Origin of the sequence: Nostoc sp. LEGE 06077, from assembly GCF_015207705.1 — a bacterium.
In the GTDB taxonomy this organism is placed as follows: domain Bacteria; phylum Cyanobacteriota; class Cyanobacteriia; order Cyanobacteriales; family Nostocaceae; genus Nostoc_B.
In genome coordinates this window covers 51,044-70,578 of record NZ_JADEWI010000002.1, presented here as the reverse complement: position 1 = coordinate 70,578, position 19,535 = coordinate 51,044, and the positions used below count along the sequence as shown (strand labels likewise).

Sequence of the window (19,535 nt, the reverse complement as noted above, 5' to 3'; positions counted from 1 at the left end):
TTTTACACGCTGACTAAAAATAAAATTAACACCTAAATTTTCTGGACTTGCTCTTATATCTATGTCATGTTAGAAAACTGAATAACAAATTCTCCTTGAATTTCTTTTAACCCACAGACAGAATGCCAGATGCAGAAATCTGCCAAAATCAGCTGGCTCAAATCAGAGCATACCTACACCAGCAAATTCATCGACAAACAAATTCCTTGTCGGTAGCAGGTAATGAAGAAGGAATGGTGCTACTGTTGGCTGATGGCAGTATCCCAGCTTGTAATGCCTCATCTGAAAGCATTTTAGGAATCACTGTCGAGGAGTTACAAAAGCATGGATGGCTGGGGTTTAACTGGTATGTCATTCATGAAGATGGTACTTGTTGTCTATGTGAAACCCATCCGGCCATCAAAGTTTTACAAACAGGTAATCCCTGCTTAGATTTTGTCTGTGGGTTTAGTCAACCTAACGGTGAATTAGTCTGGCTGTTGACTAACTCACAACCTTTATTTTCTGGGAACGACACCACAGCTTATGGAGTTGTTACTACTTTTACGCAAATTGCGATCGCCCCACAACCGGAGAGTAATTGGGAACGTTATCAAGATTCTCCCATAATTCGTGCCGTTGAGAGTCAAGCTAATTCTGATAATCTCTATCTGATTGAAAAAATTGCGGATATTGTTCCGGGTGTAATGTATATCTACGACCTGGTTGAGCAGCAAAATTTTTACGTTAATGCCAAAATTACGCAACTTTGGGGCTATACACCAACAGAAATTCAGGCAATGGGTAATGAGTTATTTAGCAACTTGATGCACCCAGAAGATTTATTACGATTGCCTAGTCATGTTGAACAATTTCAATCTGCCGATGATCATGATACATTCACTGTTGAATATCGCATCAAACACGCTAATGGTGAATGGCGCTGGTTTTGTAGCTATGAAACTATTTATCGCAAAACTATTCATGGTTTGCCACACCAAATTCTCGGCATTGCTTTTGATATTACAGAACGCCGACATATAGAAATTGCCCTGCGCCAGAGTAACGAAAGATTTGAATTAGCAGCCGCGGCTGTTAATTGTCTAATCTATGACTGGAATCAGAGGGAAAATTCTATCCAAAGAACTTCAGGTTTGACTCAACTATTTGGTTATACCCAACAAGAAGCAGAACCAAGTTTGCAATGGTGGCAAGAACGCATTCATACCGATGATCAACAAAGGATTATCGATGAGTTTACAGCGGCGATGGCTGTTACTAACCGATACCATATCGAATACCGCGTGCGTCATCAACATGGACATGATGTGTGGGTAGATGATCGGGGGTTTGTCGTTCAAGATGAAGATGGTCAGATTGTTAGAGTTGTTGGTGCTATTACTGACATTACCCAGCGCAAACAGGCAGAAGACGAATTGCGTCAGCGAGAAACTCAATTAAGGCGGTTAGTTGAGGCGAATATTATCGGCATTATGTTTTCTACACCTGACAAAATCACCGAAGCAAACGATGCTTTTTTGGATATGCTCGGTTATAGTCGTGAAGAATTATTGGCAGGTAAGATTCGCCGAGAAGAGATTACACCACCAGAATATGGCGATCGCGATCGCCAGAAAATTAGGGAACTCTTGACAGATGGAGTCTGCACTCCCTATGAAAAAGAATACATCCGCAAAGATAATTCCCGCGTACCGATTTTGATTGGTGGTGCGTTGGTAGAACAGCAGCCTGCTTATTGGGTATGTTTTATTCTCGATTTGACCAATACCAAACAACTAGAGAGGGCTTTAAGGCAACAAACCGAAGAACTCAAACAAGCTAATCAAATTAAAGATGAGTTTCTCTCGATTCTCTCCCATGAATTGCGATCGCCTCTCAACCCAATTTTAGGATGGGCAACATTACTCAAAACTCGGAAATTTGATGAAACGATCACAATTAAAGCCTTAGAAACTATTGAACACAATGCCAAATTACAACTGAAATTAATTGATGACTTGTTGGATGTCTCCCGGATCATCAGGGGTAAGCTACATCTCAATTTTGTGAATGTTGATTTGGGATATGTAATTAATGCTGCATTAGAAACGGTGCGATTAGCAGCAACTGAAAAATCTATTACTATTGACAAGGGTGCAGATATTAATCTAGCTAAAGTGCTGGGGGATTTTCATCGTTTACAACAGGTGGTCGTGAATCTATTAAGTAATGCCATCAAATTTACTCCCGCTGGGCAAACTGTAGAAATTACACTCACTACCTCTGATAACTATGCCAAAATTATCATCAAAGATTCAGGACAAGGCATTTCTCCAGACTTTTTACCATTCGTATTTGACTATTTCCGACAAGCAGATAGTAGCATCACCAGAAAGTTTGGCGGTTTAGGCTTAGGTTTGGCAATCGTGCATCACTTAGTAGACTTGCATAGCGGAACAGTAACCGCCGACAGTCCTGGCGAAAACCAAGGTGCAACTTTTACTGTCAAACTACCTCTCATCCAAGATAAAAAAACCGCATTCAGCCCCATTATCACCGAAGATCAAAAATTAAATCCTACCCTCCTAACTGGATTGAAAATACTCGTTGTGGATGATGAAATTGATACGCGGCACTTTATCAGCTTCTTACTCAAACAATATGGTGCGATCGCCACAGTCGCCGCCTCCGCCACCGAAGCTTTATTAGCAATAGCCGAATCACCCCCAGATTTAATTATTAGTGATTTAGGTATGCCAGAAGTGGATGGCTATACTTTAATGCAGTTAATTAAAAGCTTGCCAGCCGCACAAGGTGGAAATATCCCCGCGATCGCTCTCACTGCTTATGTAGCGGAAAGCGATCGCCAAAAAGTATTAGCAGCAGGCTTTAAAAAACATGTTACTAAACCTGTAGACACAAAAGAATTAATCTCTTTGATTGCCGATTTGATGGGCAGAAGAGATAATGATGATTTCTAGTGAATTCCCCAATATATGAGGTAGCAAAAATTGTAGCCAATACTATTATTAAAAACCTGTGTGATGTGATCAAAACAGAATTCTGTGGCAGACCACCGATGAATACACAGTGAAACATCACACCCAATTTTTGCTATTGTCTGCAAAAAAATTAGTAGCAGGTTTGTTTATCCACTAATTGATTCTGAATTCTCACTGTTGAATTCTTCTGGTATTTCCTCGTCTGGACGTTGAATAGCTGGAGGATAATCCACAAATTCTTGGGTTCTCGTAGTATTTGTAGTTGCTCCTTCTAGTAACTCATCTTCAGGATTCACGTTTTTATCAGCAGCCATATCCATCAGGCCTTCGGCATTAGTATTTGGTTTGTCTCCACTTCCTTTATGACTTGCATGACCACCAGGCATAACTATTTTCTCCACAGTGATATTCTAGAGATTCACACTCCCAACCTAAACTGACTGACTGTACATCAGACACTATCAGAAGACTTAAATTTAAGTTGGATGAATACTGATGTCTCTGTCGGAAGATAGCAAATTGATCAGTGCCTAGTTACCTGAGTGCAATATTTGCAACTTAAGTTTTGAGAATCAATCATTGATTTGAATAAAACTTACAAATCAACACACACTGATTCAATTTCATTTGCTTGAATAGCTATATTAATAGAATTGAAATTCATGCTTCTGGACTATGGCAAGTAAATATGTAGACGTGCAGGAATACACTGTTAGAGCGCATAAAAGACTAATTCACACCAGGGTCTTCCACTTTGTCTGCAAAGAATGTAATCAGACAACAAAACGCGAGACTTTTGGCCCTCGTCCTTTATATTGCGAAACCTGCCGTCCACCACAACCTCCGCGCAAATCTCCACAGCCATCTCAAAAAGCCAAACCAAGACCGATGACATATACAAGTGATACCACTTTGGGTTGATTTAACACTCTATGAAACCGCAATTGGAACCCCCTCCCCAAACCTTAATCTCGCCGTTGTTGGAATTACGCGACTACTACGCTCGCCTTGTAGAAGAGTACGGAAATTTATATAATCAGGCGCGATCGCAACTCAACAATGTCGAAGGTTTATTATCTAGCTGGTCTTCATCATCAGAGGCTAACAATAAGCTGCTAACAGTTGAAGTCGTGAACAAAATGCTCTCTGCTTCTCAAGAAGACTTACTTCTATCTCCCTCATCTGATGGTGTAGCGACATCTGATAGCGAATTAGAGGCGTATCCAGATGCAGAACAGCCAGACACGGAAGAATTAGCACCGGATAGTTCTGCTTCCACAACAACCAACATCAACGAATCCCCAGTCATAGATAGCACTTTCCTCAACAAAGATTTCTCGCTGAATAACGTAGATATTCCCATGTTGAGCGACTATCAATCTTTAACTCGGATGGAAGCTATTAAACAGCTATTGGAACAACATCTGGGTACAGTTTGCCATATAGATTTTATTGTGCGATCGCTTTATGGTGACTTAGAACCCCATGTATTCAAAGTTGTCAAAGGTAGAGTTCAATCTTCACTCACCCAAGGTAGAGAAAGACAAGCTTGGTTTGGTATCCCCAATGAACCTGGTTGTTACACCCTAGATTTGGGTTTGGTGAATACCAATCAAACCAACAATAATTCTAAGACTGGCAAAAGCAAGAAGAAGCCCGTTGTAGTGCCACAAACAAAAGTTATTCCTATGCTCAAAGCCTATGAGGGACAATTTTTGATTGATGCTTTGACCGTTTTCTTTAGACAAAATCCGGGGAAAGTTTTTGGTGTAGCTGAAGTTATCGCCGGCATTTATGGCAACCTCGATGCGGATGAAGTCAGAGAAGTGAAAAGCAAGGTACTGAATGAACTATCACGCGGTTATCGGACAGGACGATTCTCCAGAATGCCGGATACAGTTGGCTTTTATACCTTGGATACTAAGCTAGTCCGCAAAGCTTGAGGCTGAAATGAAGCAGGGGATAGGGGACAGGGGACAGGTGAGAGGAAATAGGTGAGAGGTGAATATTAAAGCAGTTGCATCAAAGCTTTTAACAATCAACAATGTCCTCATCTATGTGACTACAGCTATCAATCTAAAATCCAAAATTGATTAGCTCTACTCTGCCCATTCCAAACTACGTTGAACTGCTTTTTGCCAAGTGGCGAAGTTAGCTAAGGCGTTATTCCTCGCTGGATTAGGTTCAAAGATGCGGTCGATTTGCCGTTGACTAACTAATGTTGTGTAGCTGTGCCAAAATCCAGCTGCTAAACCGGCGGCAAATGCTGCACCTTGGACGGTGGTATCGCGCATTTGCGGGCGTTCTACGGGAATGCCCAAGACATCAGCTTGGAATTGCATAAGAAAGTTGTTTTCACAAGCACCGCCATCAACAATTAACCGCTTCATCGGCGTGGGAGAACAAGCATTAATAGCTTGCACAACTTCAAAAACTTGATAGGCGATCGCTTCTAATACAGCCCGCACTAAATGTTGGGGTTGGACGCTGGCGGTAATGCCAAAAAAGGCTCCTCTGGCGCTCATATCCCAATAAGGCGCACCCAGTCCACTAAAAGCAGGGACAAAGTACACGCCGCCGTTATCGGCAACTTGATTAGCCATTGTTTCAGTTTCCGCCGCCGTCTTAATCAGTTTGATGCCATCCCGCAACCATTGGATACAAGCACCACTGGTAAACATACTGCCTTCTAAGGCATAGCCAATCTCTAAATTACCGCTGTGGTTTTGTGTCCAAGCCAAAGTGGAAATCAGTTTATTGTGCGATCGCACAATTTCTGAACCCGTATGAGCCACTAAAAAGCTACCAGTGCCATAAGTGCATTTCATTAAACCAGGGCGATCGCAGCCATGACCAAACAATGCTGCTTGTTGGTCGCCTAAAATAGCGGTGATGGGAATTTCTGCACCCAACAAGGCTTTATCTGTCACACCAAATTTACCTAAGCTGGGTTGAATCTGCGGCAAAATCTGCGCCGGAATTTGCAAGATTTCGAGTAATGTTTCATCCCACGCGCAGGTTTTCAGGTTCATTAACATGGTGCGGCTGGCGTTGCTGTGGTCGGTGGCGTGAACTCTCCCCGCAGTTAATTTCCACAGTATCCAAGTATCAATCGTACCTGCCAAAACATTATTTAAATCAACACCTGTAACTTTATCGAGTAACCATCTCAACTTCGTCGCCGAAAAATAAGCATCAATCACTAAACCAGTGCGATCGTAAATTTCTGGTGCATAACCTTGGGTTTGTAATTCATGACAAAGAGGTGCGGTACGGCGGTCTTGCCAAACAATGGCTTTATGTAGAGGCTTACCAGTGGTTTTATCCCAAATTAAGCAAGTTTCCCGCTGTACAGTTAATCCCAAGGCGACTATATCTGATGGTGAAATCTGAGCTTGAGCGATCGCATTTTGCATCACCCAGCAGGTATCTTGCCAAATTTCTTCCGGGTCATGCTCTAGCCAACCCGGTTGGGGATAATACTGTGTGAGTTCTTTATATGCTTGCCCAACAATTTGACCTACGGCGTTAAATACAAAAGCACGGTTGCCTGTTGTACCCAAGTCCAAAGCCAAGATATAACCTGATGATGGAGATGTACTTTCCAAGGTCACTGATTAAATATGAAGTCTGAACTCCTGTTTGGGTAACGATATCACAAAGTATTAACAGGAGATCAGACCTATGATATTTCTACATTTTTTGCCAGTCTTCTCGACTCAGACCGTAGACTAACACCTCAGTTCCCAAAATTTCTGTTGTCCCTTGGAGTTTTTCGCCTAACTTCTGGGCTACACGCACAGAAGCAACATTTTGGGGATGAATTAAGCTAATAATCTGCGATCGCTGTAATTGGTTAAAAGCATAATTCATTGCTGCTGTTGCTGCTTCTGTCGCAAAGCCATATCCCCAATAATCCCGGCGCAACGACCACCCAATCTCTAACCCAGGCCAGCCTTCTGGTTGCCAACAGCCAATCCGACCAATCATTTCACCAGTTTGGCTTTCTTCAACAGCCCACAATCCATAACCTCGCAGTTGCCAATGACCAATTATCATCGCCATATTTCGCCAAGATTCCCCACGCGAGAAAGGCTGACCCGTACCGATATAACGCATCACCTCTGGATGGGCGCACATATCAGCGTAAGCATCCAAATCTGCTTCACAAAACCCTCGTAGGATAAGGCGTTGAGTTTCAAGTTGAGGAATCATAGTATAGCGGTAGTCAGATATGTTAAGACAATTTGAAAGCTTGAATGCCAGGAATAGTAAGACTTTTTCTCCTGCCTTCTGCTATAGTTGGTAATTTATTTATTCTGACTTCTGAATTCTGACTTCTTCAAAATTATGTGTTTTTTGGCATCAAACGTAATTAAACCTTGTTGTTGTAATTTACCTAACAATCGTGTAATTGTGACTCTGGTAGTACCACAAGCACTCGCTATATCTTCATGAGTGAAGCGCACGCTGAAGCGAGTCCCGCTTTCTATAGGTTCACCTACTTCCTGTTTTAAAAGCTCTAATAAATAGTTCAACCTGTCTTCTACTAGTTGCTTTTTAGAAATAAGTAAAAATGATTCTGTTTGTTGTAACCGCTGATTGATTTTGGGTAACAGCGTATGACTAAGTGTAGGGGTTACTAATATTTCTGATGCGTAAATTGGGACTAACTCAACATCGGATAAAGCTGTAGCTTGGTAAATGGATAAAGAAGTCATATCAGAACCAAACACCATTTGTGTTTTTGCCAGCCCTAGCAAGACTTCTTCGCCAGTTTCACTAAAGGTGCTGAGTTTAACCAAACCTCGACAAATGTACCAAATAACTGAGGTATTCAGCGGAATATTTTCGCCTTTAGGATGTTTGTATCTAGGGCGATTCTCCATCAAATCGCTGTCATTCTGAACTGATTGTAATTTTGTTGGCTGGCGATCGCTAATATTCCGGATTAACCAAAGTAAATGTATTGCTTGAGCCTGTTGATCCCGCACTACTTTGACTGTGAAAGCTGCGTCAAAGTATTCGCCATGACGTTGTTGCAAGCGGATGACTAACTCTTTGCTTCTATCTGTATGATGTAGCTGATTGAGTTCGTGACGAAAGTGCTGGCGTTCTTCTAAACAGACAAAGTTAATCATTGCTTTGCCAATCAGAAACTGTCTGGTCATATTCAGCAATTTAGCTGCTGTTAAGTTAGCGTTTTCAATAATGCCTTCTGGATTAGTGACTAAATAGGCATCTGGTGCATACTCAAATAAATCTTGGTAGTGTTCGCGTTCTGTTTCTAGTAGATTTTGTGTTTCTTTTAGTGCTTCATTTTGCTGATATAGTTCTTCTGCTGCTAACTGTAGCATCTTAGAAGTACTATAAAGTTCTTGAAAAGCCTGTGGTAGCATCTCAGGAGGAATCCAAGGCAAAATACTAGCAGTTTGATACAAATCTGCTAAAGGTTTATGCAAAGCTTCTAAACGTTGGATAAATAATTTTATATTCATCTTTACTTCACGCTACTTGCTTGCAAAGATTCAGCAAAAACCCTACATATTAATAATTATATATAGCAATTATCAGTCAGATGAAATACACCCCTCCCCAACCCTCCCCTTAGGAAGGGGAGGGTTGGGGAGGGGTAATTGTGTAACCTACCAGAGTTGAAAACGCTATAAAGCATAGAAAAATTTTTAAAAATAATTTTCTATGTTTTATATTAGTAATTATTACTAATATATTTAATTTTCAATATGTTTATTACTTATATTTTGTTTGAGTTGCTAACTAAACAAAACAAGTTGTGGATCAGAATCCCCCACTAATGGCTACGGATAGTAGTCAAAGTGTTGATTCTGACTTCTGAAATTTTTATTTAATAACACAGATTTAGCCCACAAACATTTTACAGCTTATTGGGATACATTAAGCGCAATTTTGTGACAAAAGTTTAGCATTTAGCAAAAAATTCTGATGCTTCAAGCTGAACTAAGGTGGCGATCGCTCGGTTATTTGGGAAATTTTTTTCAGTACTATGTTTTAGTATCAACATAATTTATGTTTGCCTAAATCATACCCTGTAAAGATTCGGGATTATTTTATCAACTTGTTAGTGCATGATTATTGCTCCACTTTTGATTCGTCTATAGCAATCATCTGTGAGGTGTAAAAATTGATAATATTCAGATACCCGACTCTTGAAAAAATCGGGTATCTTGTCGTCCACAAGTATTTAGGACTGCTATAGCTTAAAGATATGTGATCCTTTTTGCCATAGCTTCTATCAAAAGAATAAAGCTGCTACTACCGCAGGTATAACCTTATCTATATCTAAAAACGCGGCATTACTAAGTTTCCGTTAGCGTAAACCATCATTATCAATAGCACTGTAGCTATCGTTAGATAAAAGTCCTAACCAAGGGTCAGAACTAGGAGTCAAAAAAAGTTGGGCGTAAACTTTATCATTCAATTGATCTAAGTTACTAGTTTGAGCATCTTGCATAAACCATTGATGAATTTGGCTGTGCAGCATATATTCATTTCTGGCGGTATCTAAAGCCATCAAAGTTTCAAATTTGTTGACTATTTTGGGCAAACTTTCGGCTGTGGTTTTAGCGGAGGCAAATTTTTTCGCACCTATTAAAGAGATGCTATTTTGATCTAGTTTGGCATCAGTGGCATAAAGTTGAGCAATTTTGTTCCAAGCAGCTTGATCGGTAATTTCGGCTAAGGTATTGCGATTTGCTTCCGCACCAGAACGCAAAGCACTTAGCATTGGGTTTTCGACGGCCATTTTAGTCACCGCCAAAGAACCGGCAATTTCTGCTGTGGGTGATTGCTTTTCTACCAGTCGTGGGGGAGATTGAATACCCAACCGAGATAAATCAGCCGTCCATCGAGTTTGGATTGCATTCAGGCGATCGCTATGGTATTTCTGTAAGAAAGCCTGACGCTGAGTGATAGGAAGTTTACTATATTCCTTGGCTGCAACTTCAGCTTGTTGTAGTTGACGCAAAAAAGCTTTGGGGCCGTAGAGTCCAGGAATCGCATCAATCGGACGACCAGAAGCATCTAATATATAGTGAATGCTGTTCCCTGTGATGGTGCGTTCTAGTTTGCGACCATCACCAAAATCAATTGTCACTTTGGGTACAGGACGGACTGACTGCCAGTGTAAAATAAAGCGGTTTTGTAAAACTTGAGCAATTGCGGCATTGGGATACAGCGCTACCCGAAAAAACCGACTATTCGCACAACTTAAATCTTGATCTAGTCTGCCTAACAAACGCAGAGATAAAATTGGTTTACCACTAGCTTTGGCAGCTGCTTTAGCTGCTTCTAAATCAGTGTACCAGTATAACCGCGAAGCATAGCAGTCTCGCTGTTGACAAAGTTCATCTAACGCTACACGAATTTGAGGATTTGGCAGAACTGCATCTGAGGCGCGAGGATTGAGTTCATTTCTGTGGTAATCGAGGAATTTTTGCAATCCCTGAATTCCTTGTTTGCGTAGCACAGCCACTTCTTGAGATAGTGCAGAAGTTTTACTTTCTGGTGTTTGCGCTTTAGCTGTTGGCGAGAAATTTAAAATCACCAACATCAAAACAAAGGTATTTGTAAAGTGGTTCAATTTCATATATCAGACTCCTATGTAATTTCTATGAAGCTTAGTAAAAGGTCAAAAGGCTGTTTGCTGATTCCCTGTTTCTGATTTTCTCCCTATCTAATTAAGCTGGAAAATCCTTGCTAGTCTAGAATTAGCTGATAATTCAAACCAACTAATAATTGAGATTCTTCTTCAAACTTATAGCTCAAATCGATGTGCGATCGCCAAATACTCAGTTTCGTCAGTAATCTTGAAATATAAAGACTTAATATATACTTTTAAAGTTTCTGCTGGCAACTAAAATTTATACAGCTAATATACGTCTATTTATCTAATTTTAGTGAAGTTTCGATATAGGAAACATAATCAAAATAAATATTGATAAAAAGTTCATGTATTTAAGCTGCATATATCCTTAAATATGCGAGTAAATTCCCCTTTGCTAAAGGTTAGCAACCGCAATAAAATCAGTAGTTTTGCTCTTTAAATATTATCTGGTTTTCTTTTATATTGCTGATAGTTGCGTTATCTTGCTTCCCAAAGGAGTCTGATAATTATTATATTAGTGTGCATCTATCGGTTGAAGTTTTAGTTGTTTTTTAAATGGGTTTTCTTTAGGAATTGCTTTAAAAATAGCAACATAATGATGTATTTCTCATAAAGATAAAACTCAGAATTTTAGGCTTATATATAGCATAACGCAACGCATACCAGCTTTAAATACCAACCCTACACCACTGCAATGAAACAATATAGTTGTCCTCTCCTAGCGCTACTTCTCAGTATCGTCTCTAGCTTCATGTGCGTTCCCTGTCATGCTCAAGTTGCCACAGAAGCAAAATCTGAATTAGATAATAATGATTCACCACAGAAAACATCATTGAATAAAAATGAAGTATTGCCAGTGAATAGCGCCGAGGATTCGGCAAATATCAAATCAACTGTCATCTCTGATAATTCGGAAACTACAGCTGCGGTAACTAATAATCAAGCTAATACTCAACCTACACTTCGCATTCCTATCAACAGTCGAATTTTTGCCTCACCTTCCATGCAACAGTAAAATCAGCTTTTATTTTCTTAAAATTTGAAATTTCAGATCCCTGAATTCTTTGAGAAGTCGGGGATCTATTTATTTACGAATTATTTAACGCCGTGTTTAACTTTTTCGCAAACCTAACCCCCAACCCCTTCCCTACAACTACTGTGTACACACAAGTCGAAAATTTGCCGTCTGAAACCGTATCCCGCCTAGAACTAAAGTTCTAGGCTCATAGCCAAAGTCCACAAAACGTGGACTGGAATATATTTTTAGTTGAGTCATCTGAAGATGACTTGCGCTATGAGACTCGGAATTCATTCCGAGGCGGGACAGATGCACTCAACGAACATTTGTGTGTATACCGTAGCATCAGGTTATTTAGGACTGCTGTAGCAGCACTTGCTCATAACGTTTTCCAGCAATATCCCATGTGAATTCTGCTTCAACTAATTGTCTACCGTGATCAGACAATTCTGAACGCAGTTGAGGGTGATCAAATAATTGACTAATAGCTGTGACATACTCTGCTGGCGTATTGGCTCTCAAAGCGCATAATGGTTGATTTGCAATATCTACAGCTAATCCTTCCAAACCGCGATCGCTCGCCACAACAGGTACACCCGCAGCCATTGCTTCCAATGTTTTATTTTTAATCCCAAAACCAGTTCTCAGCGGTACTACACAAACTGTAGACTGATGCAAGTATTCTGACATTGAAGCCACACGACCAGTGACAATCACGCCGGGAAGATTATTCAACTCTAAAACTTCTGGTGTGGGTCTAGCACCAACAATACTAAAGGTGGTGTCTGGATACTGTGTTTGTAATTTTGGTAAGACTTCCACAGCAAAAAAACGTGCTGCATCTATATTATGTGAAGCATCCATCGCACCGACAAAGATTAATTTATGTCCGCCGGGATCTTGGTGACGATAGGGAAATAATTCTAAATCGACACCGTTGGGAATTACTTTGATTTCTAGTTCAGGACGCAGTTTGAGAAATTCTTGGCGATCGTCTTCTGTAGTCACCACAATGTTAGAAAATTTATTACAGTAACGCCGCTCATAGCGCTTGAGAACCAGAGACAAATAAAGGCGATCGCGCAGTGCATTTTGCGCCGCACCCATTTCTAGATGATCACGAATCCAGCCGTATACGGAACTGTGGACATCAACCACCGTATTTACACTGTGACGGTACTCTGGCTTAATATAAATTTCATTGACACTATGTTCACAAGTAATCACATCACACTTACCAGCGCGGACATATTCATCGACACAAGCTTGAATCTCTGGAGAATAGCGATGGAGAACATTTGGCGGTGTTGCTTTGAGTACTGACTCCAAAAAGCGTGCTGTCTTACCAAATAAACGAGCGATCGCATTTTTTTCTTGAGGTTGTGGCGGTAAAGGAAGAACAATCAATTCACCTACATATTTCCGTAATTCCTCTATCTCGGCTAATGTTGTTTCCTTGTTATTCTGTGTAATCAACGTTACGTCGTGGTTATATTGAAGATATCTCAATAAATTAAAAGTTCTAATTTCTGTTCCTCCACGACTTGGCGGATATGGAAATGTAGACGATAGCATTAATATCCGCATATAATTTTGCTGCTCCTTTTCCTAGTAAATATTGTTATGCAATCATGGTGTTAATCGATAATACTTTAACTTCTATTTTGTTAAATGTAAGCTAATTCATCTCAATTCATTATCAGAATTTCTTCAACCAAGACTCCGCAAATCTATCAGCAAAAAATATGAATAATAAACCGATTCTGTCTATTATTACTCCTACCTTGGGTAAATTTTCAGACTATTGGCTAGAAAATCTTTTAAAAGTAGCAGGTTCTGTCCAATTTATTTTAGTTTATCCACCTAAAGTCAAACCAAGAGCCATAAATGATCCCAGAGTTACAGAAATAATTAGTCCCTATAAAGGCGAGATGCCGCAAAGGTTTGTAGGGTTACTCAATGCTCAAGGAGACTATATTTTAGCCTTAGATGATGATGATTATGTGCATCCCCAGGTGTGCGAATTATTGGCTAAATATTTTCAAAGATTCCCTGAAAGTTGGATTCTGCGGTTACAAAAACTGAATATTGATATGAATGATGAAAAACGTATCCAGCAACCTTGGGCAGAAGTTCCTGATGTTGAGAAATTGGAAATATGCAAAAAAACTCCTGAAAATCCTTATCCTTACCAAAAAGGTAACTATAAAGGCTTATTAGAAGTTCCCATTGCTCCCTTAAATAAAAATTTTGATTGGCGTTATCTTTTCTGGCCATTCTTAACCAGAAAAGACAACGAAGGTTATCATGTAGAAAATTTTAATAACGTTGTTTGGCGCAATGATTTAATTCAGCAAGCACTCCCAGAACTTTCACACGCCACAAAAGTTATGGGAGCCGTGACGTGGATACCCTCAAGTGGATTTGATAGATTATCTGGCTTATTTGTCCAAGCTAACTTTTTTGAGAAAGATGCTATTATCGGTCACTGGATGCCAAAACCAGAACAAATTAGATATATAGACAAAGATCCCACTTTAAAGCCACCAAGATTTCATGTAATTTCTGATGCCTTGTTAATTAAACACTTTCCCCAATATGGTTATTTCTGGAATCTTGTGTTTAGCAAGTTATATGCTGTTCCCAGAACAGCCGGGAAATTAATCAGGTTAAAGTTAGTTAAAAAAGGACAGAAGTAATTAGGACTTACGCAAAAAATCTCTCAAATTCTCATTCCTCTGTGTCCTCTGCGTCTCTGTGGTAGCCTGCGGCAAGCCGCTATCGCGTCTACGTTATTCCGTAACTCGTGCGTAAGTCCTAGTAATTTTGCTATTAACCAATCACTTCTGTCGCTCCAGCAACCAAAATCTTCATCGGCTATGACAATATGAGATAGCTCAAACTTGAAATTGCGATCGCCAGTTAAGCTCCAACTTCAGTATGTTTTGAGAATAACTACTAAAATCTCTGTTCAATCAGCTATAGCTTTTAATTACAAACAGCAGCTATGCTATTTGTTAATTCAGCCACGTATATGTCATGTTCTCTGTTAATGAAGACTTCAGACAATACTTGATAAGCTTCTGTCCAAGCTGCTATAACTTCTTCTGTAGCTACTGTTCCTAATATATCTTTTATCGCTTGCAGCAAACTTTCTCCTACAATAGGATATTGTTCTGGCATAACATGGGTTTGTACATGGCGTTGGGCAATCTTTTCTACCATTGGTGTTAAAGCTGCAAGATTATCAATGTGACTAGCATAACCATAAACTGCTGTAGCTAATTTTGCAGGCTGAGAGCCATTTGCTTGAGCAGACATATCAAATTGTGCTTTAATATCGGGATGATTTTGAAACATAATTTCATACATCCGAGATGTGATTTGCTGACCGTTCCTTTTTAAGATGGGTGCAGTAGATTTAACAATATCGATTGTTTGCTGGCTAATCATAATTTCTTCGCTCATTTGCAATTTAAGTTAAATTCAATTTAGTAAATATTTTGATTAATTACTATGAGCTTGCTCAAAGAAGGGTACCCGTTACTATCATCAACAGAATGCAGGTTTCTCTTTTACCGAGCTATAGGAATCATATTTTATTGTTGAATGAGAGTAGTAGGCGATGCTCTAGGTTGGTAAGTAACGCACTTCATGTTCCCCAAAGGTAAGAATGTAGACGAAGCCTATACCCCTCATGAGATTTTTTCAAAAAACAGATTGCCATACTATATATCTGTCACTGTATAAGTAAAGAAGAAAGCCACTACAACTCAGAGTTGCATGGCTTTCGGTGTGGTATGAGGAGCTTAACTACATATCATGATAGGGTAACTGCCTAGTTTGCTATACCCTCGTAACAATTTTGGTAACAGAAATTTTTGGACAGCATAGCAATCAGTCCCAGATATATAGCAGGGGACAGGGTTAAAAGCTTTGTGGTGTCTAAGTTTTATTATTTATCGATGTCCTAACCAACTTGGATACTGCTATACTCTTGTGATAAAAAATAAAAACCGTAGAAAAATATAATTTCTACGGTTTTATAGTGTGGTGTGAGGAGACTTAACTAATCTCATCATATAACCCCTGGCAAGATTATTTACCCACTCTTAATAAAATTTGCAGCAAGATTATCATTTGATGACATAACCCTACATTCTTAGGTTTTTAACTCTTTCTGTAGTTAATTTTAGATTAAAGCACCACCGCAACTAGAACCACTCCCAGCGGTACAACCATAGCAATAGGCGGCTGTTTGTACTTCCGAAATTAAGTCTAAATTACTAGCTGCTAACAATTGAGTAACTGTTAAGTTTTCCCCCTTGGCGTTTTTCGCTGGTAGATTCATCATTTGGTTAAAATCGCAATCATAAACATTGCCTAAATAATCAATCGAAAGTTCATTACGACACATCAAATGCTCAATGGTGTTGGTATTAAAATGAGATTCTAAAAATTGTAGATAGGGTATATAGAGTTTTTTTCGCTCTAAATACATCTTGGTTCTACCAACTGGTAGATTTGTAATGGTAAACAAATTATTAAATTCAATATTAAAATTGTCTTTTAAAAATCTTTTATAATCTCGCTCTAAATTAGTTTGTTCAGGGGCTAAAGCAAATTTTTCACCTGTGGGTAACTGAGGATTATAAACCAAATCTAAAATTAAGTTAGCTGCTTGTCCATAACCAAATCTATTTAGCCACTGCAATGCTTTAATCGAATCATCAAAAACACCTGCACCGCGCATTTTATCAACATTATCTGCTAAGTAACAGGGTAAAGAGGCAACAATTCTAACTTGATTTTGCGCGAAATATTCTGGTAAATCTCCAAAGCCTTCTGCAAAATAAATAGTCAAATTAGACCGCACAATTATCTGTTTACCAGTTGCTTTTGCCGCTTCTACGAGTGGTTTAAAGCCATAATTCATTTCTGGTGCGCCACCCGTCAAATCAACGATTTCAATTTCGGGGAATTTATAAATTAATTCAATCAACTGTGTGCAGATTTCTGGAGAAAGTTCTTCTGTACGTTTTGGACTGGCTTCAACATGACAATGGGCGCAAGCAAGATTGCAGCGTTTACCTAGGTTAATTTGTAAAACAGTAATTTTCTTTTTGGTTAAAGGAGTATTTAGTTTATGCTTGAATAAAGTGATTGGTGTATTTATTTGGTTAGTTGAGGTAGTTTGCATAAGTTTATCTTCCTAATTGCAAATAAACATCAATATCGGCAGCAGAGAATATCTAGCCTTGCAATAATCTATAGGCGATACCACTAATAATTGCAGTAGTAGGTAAAGTGAAAATCCAGGCAATAATTATTTGCCAGAAAACACGTAAATTAACTTTGTTTTCAGTTAAGCCGACACCAACAATGGAACTAACTGCAACATGAGTTGTCGAAATAGGCAAACTAAAACAAGTAGCGGCGATCGCTAAAAATCCAGTCACTAGATTGGCAGATAAACCTTGAGTAGAATCTATAGTGGTAATTCTTGTACTCATAGTCTCGGCAATTCTTTGGGAGTTGAGTAAACCACCCAGTGCCATTGCCATTGCGATCGTTAACATTCCGCCTTGAATGGAAAAATATTCAATAATTAGAATAATAGAAACTATTTTTGGAGTTTGATTTATGCCTCTCGCAAAGCTGACAACTCCAGCGCTGAGAAAATGCAGGGTATCTAGAATTTTTTGATTAGCCAACAAGTTAAATTGAGAATTACAATATTCAATTAACTTATAAAGTCCGGCGGCCAAGAAAATGGCAATCAGGGGACTAAAGAATAAAGGTATTATAAAAGATTTTACTAATACAGCAAAATTAACTTTGAGACCGATCGCCACTAATCCCGCCCCTAGTAAGCCACCTGTTAAGCTGTGAGTTGTCGAAATTGGGAATCCCGTCAAAGCAGCCATCAACACTGTTGCACCAGATGCGATCGCCACGGCTAAATGAATTTCTGGGACATTAGCAATTTCATCTGGAAAAATCCCTTGCCCAGAAAATTTGTTAACTAATGTACTTGACATAAATATCGAAGCAATTGCACCAGCAAAGGTCATTATAGTCGACCATAGAATTGCTGTTTGGTAGCTAGTTGTACCACAGCCAAACAGCGTTGCTACACCTTTAAAGTTGTCATTTGCTCCATGAGAGTAAGCTAAAAATAACGTAGCCAAAAATAGACTAATAATTAACATTTTGGGGTTTAAGTTTTAACAGCAACCACCACCGTTATAGTGCCAGGTTGAATCAGTTATTATGATTTTCTCTGGGTCTAAAGCCGCCAGTTTAGCCGCAGTTTTATCACAGACTGCTGCGGGAATACCAAGCTGAAGTAGATGACCTGCTCCATCATCTAACAACGATTCTGCACCACAGTAAATAGCCGTCTTGCCAGTGAAAATACAAGCACCATCTTCGGGAATAGCCACTTTAAAAGAAACCGAATCTAGACTTTCTAAAAGGAGGTTTCCTTCTAAGTTGTAAGTTTGAACATCAAGTAACCGATAAGGACGACGGGCGCGAATTTCAATTTGACCAAAGCCAGCGTCAATGATGCGCTGAGTATACTCTTGGTAGGTAAGTGCGCCTGACAAACACATGGCGCGTAGTCGCTCATCTTGTTGAAGATGCACAGGAATCGGACGGGTAGTAATGGGATCACTCATCTGCAACCGTCCACCTGGTTTCAGCACACGATATGCTTCTTTTAAAGCTCTGGTTAAATCTTCTGGTTCAAAAATGTTGAACAGGCAATTCTGCGCGACAATATCTACAGAAGCATTCTCTACAGGCACATTAAAAGCATCACCTGCCCGAATTTCTACAAAATTTGGTTCAAACCAAGTGTTTTCAGTGGCTGCAATTTCTAGGTTGCGTGTAGCAGCCTGTCGCATGGCTGCAACTGGTTCAACAGCAATCACAGCACTAGTACGGCGAGAAAAATAAGCAAATTGTAACGCCTCTAACCCACCACCAACACCAACATAAAGCACAGTTGGTTGGTGCGCGAGTTCTGTAGGGTGAACAGTTGTACCACAACCATAATTCATTTCTTGCATAGGCAAAGGAATTTTCAAGCCAGGTAACTGCAAGGGTGAACTTTGTACACAACAAAGTCCTACTTGTGGTTTTTCTGCAACTTCGCGGTAAAATTCCGCCGCTGTTTCTAGATAAGTCATTCCAGTCTTAATGTTGGGTTTTTTTGCGAATACTCCACTCTGTGCATCTTAATATAACTGCTATTGCCTAAATAAATTTCACTCTAGATAGATAAGTACAGTTAATTAACTTTCCCGAAAGAGGAGAGTAGCAAGTTTATAGTACCGCTTTCTTCAACTCCTTAAATAGGAGTCTGCAACCATAAGCAATGGTTTGAGCGTGCCAATTTTAGATTTTGGATTGTTTTCGGTATAACCCTCAACGCCAGTTCTCTCAACTCAGCAAAGCCACCCACGAGACTGGCTCCTCCTTGTGGCTGGAACAGACTAATTACTAAATTCCTCAAACCTTTCTTAACTAATACTTTTTTGCTAGACTTCTTCACTTATGCAACGCCAAATCGTTATCACACTTAAGTTGGAATATTCTGCGTACCGCTGTGAAGTCAAACAGATGATATGGCAAACTTTTAGATAATTTGAAATGGGTGGTTTATTTACGCCGTGGTGTAAGCTTGTTTGCATTCAAGTTGCACTTTGTCAACCCAAATGACCAATGACCAAGGACGACCTTTCCGGCTGATTCTCTAATTTAGAGGTGTTTTAGCTGACTAGATTTATGTTTCCCAAATGCACCAATGTTAATTGTTGAGATTGGGCGTAAAGGTTGCAGGGCGCAGATTTTTCACTCACACCCATACAGCCTTATACCTTTT

15 protein-coding genes are annotated in these 19,535 nt (G+C 39.6%); 5 read left to right on the top strand and 10 right to left on the bottom strand.

Annotated features, from left to right (window positions below):
• Window positions 1-122 precede the first annotated feature (122 nt).
• Window positions 123-2,960: a PAS domain-containing protein gene (locus tag IQ244_RS01770; protein ID WP_193889357.1), complete on the top strand. Its 2,838-nt coding sequence runs from the start codon at window positions 123-125 to the stop codon at window positions 2,958-2,960.
• Window positions 2,961-3,127: 167 nt separating this feature from the next.
• Here IQ244_RS01770 and IQ244_RS01765 read toward each other — a convergent pair whose 3' ends face one another.
• Entirely contained in the window at window positions 3,128-3,367 is a 240-nt protein-coding gene (locus IQ244_RS01765) for a hypothetical protein (protein WP_193889356.1), read from the bottom strand.
• A gap of 289 nt (window positions 3,368-3,656) precedes the next feature.
• Here IQ244_RS01765 and IQ244_RS01760 point away from each other — a divergent pair, with 289 nt between their 5' ends.
• On the top strand, window positions 3,657-3,902 hold the full coding sequence (locus IQ244_RS01760) for a hypothetical protein (protein ID WP_193889355.1): 246 nt from the start codon (window positions 3,657-3,659) through the stop codon (window positions 3,900-3,902).
• A gap of 11 nt (window positions 3,903-3,913) precedes the next feature.
• Window positions 3,914-4,924: a hypothetical protein gene (locus IQ244_RS01755; protein WP_193889354.1), complete on the top strand. Its 1,011-nt coding sequence runs from the start codon at window positions 3,914-3,916 to the stop codon at window positions 4,922-4,924.
• A gap of 156 nt (window positions 4,925-5,080) precedes the next feature.
• On the opposite strand, the gene glpK is transcribed toward IQ244_RS01755, so the two are convergent.
• The 4 genes from glpK to IQ244_RS01735 form a co-directional block, all read right to left on the bottom strand.
• The gene (gene glpK, locus IQ244_RS01750) at window positions 5,081-6,589 is read right to left on the bottom strand and encodes a glycerol kinase GlpK (protein WP_193889353.1); all 1,509 of its coding nucleotides are present in this window, start codon (window positions 6,587-6,589) and stop codon (window positions 5,081-5,083) included.
• A gap of 85 nt (window positions 6,590-6,674) precedes the next feature.
• Window positions 6,675-7,196, bottom strand: a complete 522-nt coding sequence (locus tag IQ244_RS01745; protein WP_193889352.1) for a GNAT family N-acetyltransferase — start codon at window positions 7,194-7,196, stop codon at window positions 6,675-6,677.
• Between the two features lie 95 nt (window positions 7,197-7,291).
• The gene (locus IQ244_RS01740; RefSeq protein WP_193889351.1) at window positions 7,292-8,479 is read right to left on the bottom strand and encodes a helix-turn-helix domain-containing protein; all 1,188 of its coding nucleotides are present in this window, start codon (window positions 8,477-8,479) and stop codon (window positions 7,292-7,294) included.
• 851 nt (window positions 8,480-9,330) lie between these two features.
• Window positions 9,331-10,608 (bottom strand): hypothetical protein, encoded by a 1,278-nt coding sequence (locus tag IQ244_RS01735; protein ID WP_193889350.1) that lies wholly within the window; start codon window positions 10,606-10,608, stop codon window positions 9,331-9,333.
• A gap of 712 nt (window positions 10,609-11,320) precedes the next feature.
• Here IQ244_RS01735 and IQ244_RS01730 point away from each other — a divergent pair.
• A complete protein-coding gene (locus IQ244_RS01730; protein ID WP_193889349.1) occupies window positions 11,321-11,641 on the top strand; it encodes a hypothetical protein in 321 nt (106 codons plus the stop codon).
• 357 nt (window positions 11,642-11,998) lie between these two features.
• On the opposite strand, the gene IQ244_RS01725 is transcribed toward IQ244_RS01730, so the two are convergent.
• The gene (locus IQ244_RS01725; RefSeq protein WP_193889348.1) at window positions 11,999-13,231 is read right to left on the bottom strand and encodes a glycosyltransferase family 4 protein; all 1,233 of its coding nucleotides are present in this window, start codon (window positions 13,229-13,231) and stop codon (window positions 11,999-12,001) included.
• A gap of 158 nt (window positions 13,232-13,389) precedes the next feature.
• On the opposite strand from IQ244_RS01725, the gene IQ244_RS01720 reads away from it, so the two are divergent.
• Entirely contained in the window at window positions 13,390-14,343 is a 954-nt protein-coding gene (locus tag IQ244_RS01720; RefSeq protein WP_193889347.1) for a glycosyltransferase family A protein, read from the top strand.
• Between the two features lie 289 nt (window positions 14,344-14,632).
• On the opposite strand, the gene IQ244_RS01715 is transcribed toward IQ244_RS01720, so the two are convergent.
• The 4 genes from IQ244_RS01715 to arsM form a co-directional block, all read right to left on the bottom strand.
• Window positions 14,633-15,112 carry a globin domain-containing protein gene (locus IQ244_RS01715; protein WP_228058679.1) on the bottom strand — a complete coding sequence of 160 codons (480 nt, stop codon included), beginning with the start codon at window positions 15,110-15,112 and terminating at the stop codon, window positions 14,633-14,635.
• 724 nt (window positions 15,113-15,836) lie between these two features.
• Window positions 15,837-16,844 carry an arsenosugar biosynthesis radical SAM (seleno)protein ArsS gene (gene arsS, locus IQ244_RS01710; protein ID WP_193889346.1) on the bottom strand — a complete coding sequence of 336 codons (1,008 nt, stop codon included), beginning with the start codon at window positions 16,842-16,844 and terminating at the stop codon, window positions 15,837-15,839.
• A 52-nt stretch (window positions 16,845-16,896) separates the two neighbouring features.
• Window positions 16,897-17,856, bottom strand: a complete 960-nt coding sequence (locus IQ244_RS01705) for an inorganic phosphate transporter (protein WP_193889345.1) — start codon at window positions 17,854-17,856, stop codon at window positions 16,897-16,899.
• A 15-nt stretch (window positions 17,857-17,871) separates the two neighbouring features.
• The gene (arsM, locus tag IQ244_RS01700) at window positions 17,872-18,840 is read right to left on the bottom strand and encodes an arsenosugar biosynthesis arsenite methyltransferase ArsM (RefSeq protein WP_193889344.1); all 969 of its coding nucleotides are present in this window, start codon (window positions 18,838-18,840) and stop codon (window positions 17,872-17,874) included.
• Between the last annotated feature and the right edge of the window lie 695 nt (window positions 18,841-19,535).

Coding starts and splice junctions, on each gene's coding strand:
- IQ244_RS01755 (WP_193889354.1), top strand. CDS start 3,914: ATGAAACCGCAATTGGAACCCCCTCCCCAAACCTTAATCTCGCCGTTG.
- IQ244_RS01715 (WP_228058679.1), bottom strand. CDS start 15,112: ATGAGCGAAGAAATTATGATTAGCCAGCAAACAATCGATATTGTTAAA.
- IQ244_RS01725 (WP_193889348.1), bottom strand. CDS start 13,231: ATGCGGATATTAATGCTATCGTCTACATTTCCATATCCGCCAAGTCGT.
- arsS (WP_193889346.1), bottom strand. CDS start 16,844: ATGCAAACTACCTCAACTAACCAAATAAATACACCAATCACTTTATTC.
- IQ244_RS01765 (WP_193889356.1), bottom strand. CDS start 3,367: ATGCCTGGTGGTCATGCAAGTCATAAAGGAAGTGGAGACAAACCAAAT.
- IQ244_RS01760 (WP_193889355.1), top strand. CDS start 3,657: ATGGCAAGTAAATATGTAGACGTGCAGGAATACACTGTTAGAGCGCAT.
- IQ244_RS01705 (WP_193889345.1), bottom strand. CDS start 17,856: ATGTTAATTATTAGTCTATTTTTGGCTACGTTATTTTTAGCTTACTCT.
- arsM (WP_193889344.1), bottom strand. CDS start 18,840: ATGACTTATCTAGAAACAGCGGCGGAATTTTACCGCGAAGTTGCAGAA.
- IQ244_RS01720 (WP_193889347.1), top strand. CDS start 13,390: ATGAATAATAAACCGATTCTGTCTATTATTACTCCTACCTTGGGTAAA.
- IQ244_RS01735 (WP_193889350.1), bottom strand. CDS start 10,608: ATGAAATTGAACCACTTTACAAATACCTTTGTTTTGATGTTGGTGATT.
- IQ244_RS01740 (WP_193889351.1), bottom strand. CDS start 8,479: ATGAATATAAAATTATTTATCCAACGTTTAGAAGCTTTGCATAAACCT.
- IQ244_RS01745 (WP_193889352.1), bottom strand. CDS start 7,196: ATGATTCCTCAACTTGAAACTCAACGCCTTATCCTACGAGGGTTTTGT.
- IQ244_RS01770 (WP_193889357.1), top strand. CDS start 123: ATGCCAGATGCAGAAATCTGCCAAAATCAGCTGGCTCAAATCAGAGCA.
- IQ244_RS01730 (WP_193889349.1), top strand. CDS start 11,321: ATGAAACAATATAGTTGTCCTCTCCTAGCGCTACTTCTCAGTATCGTC.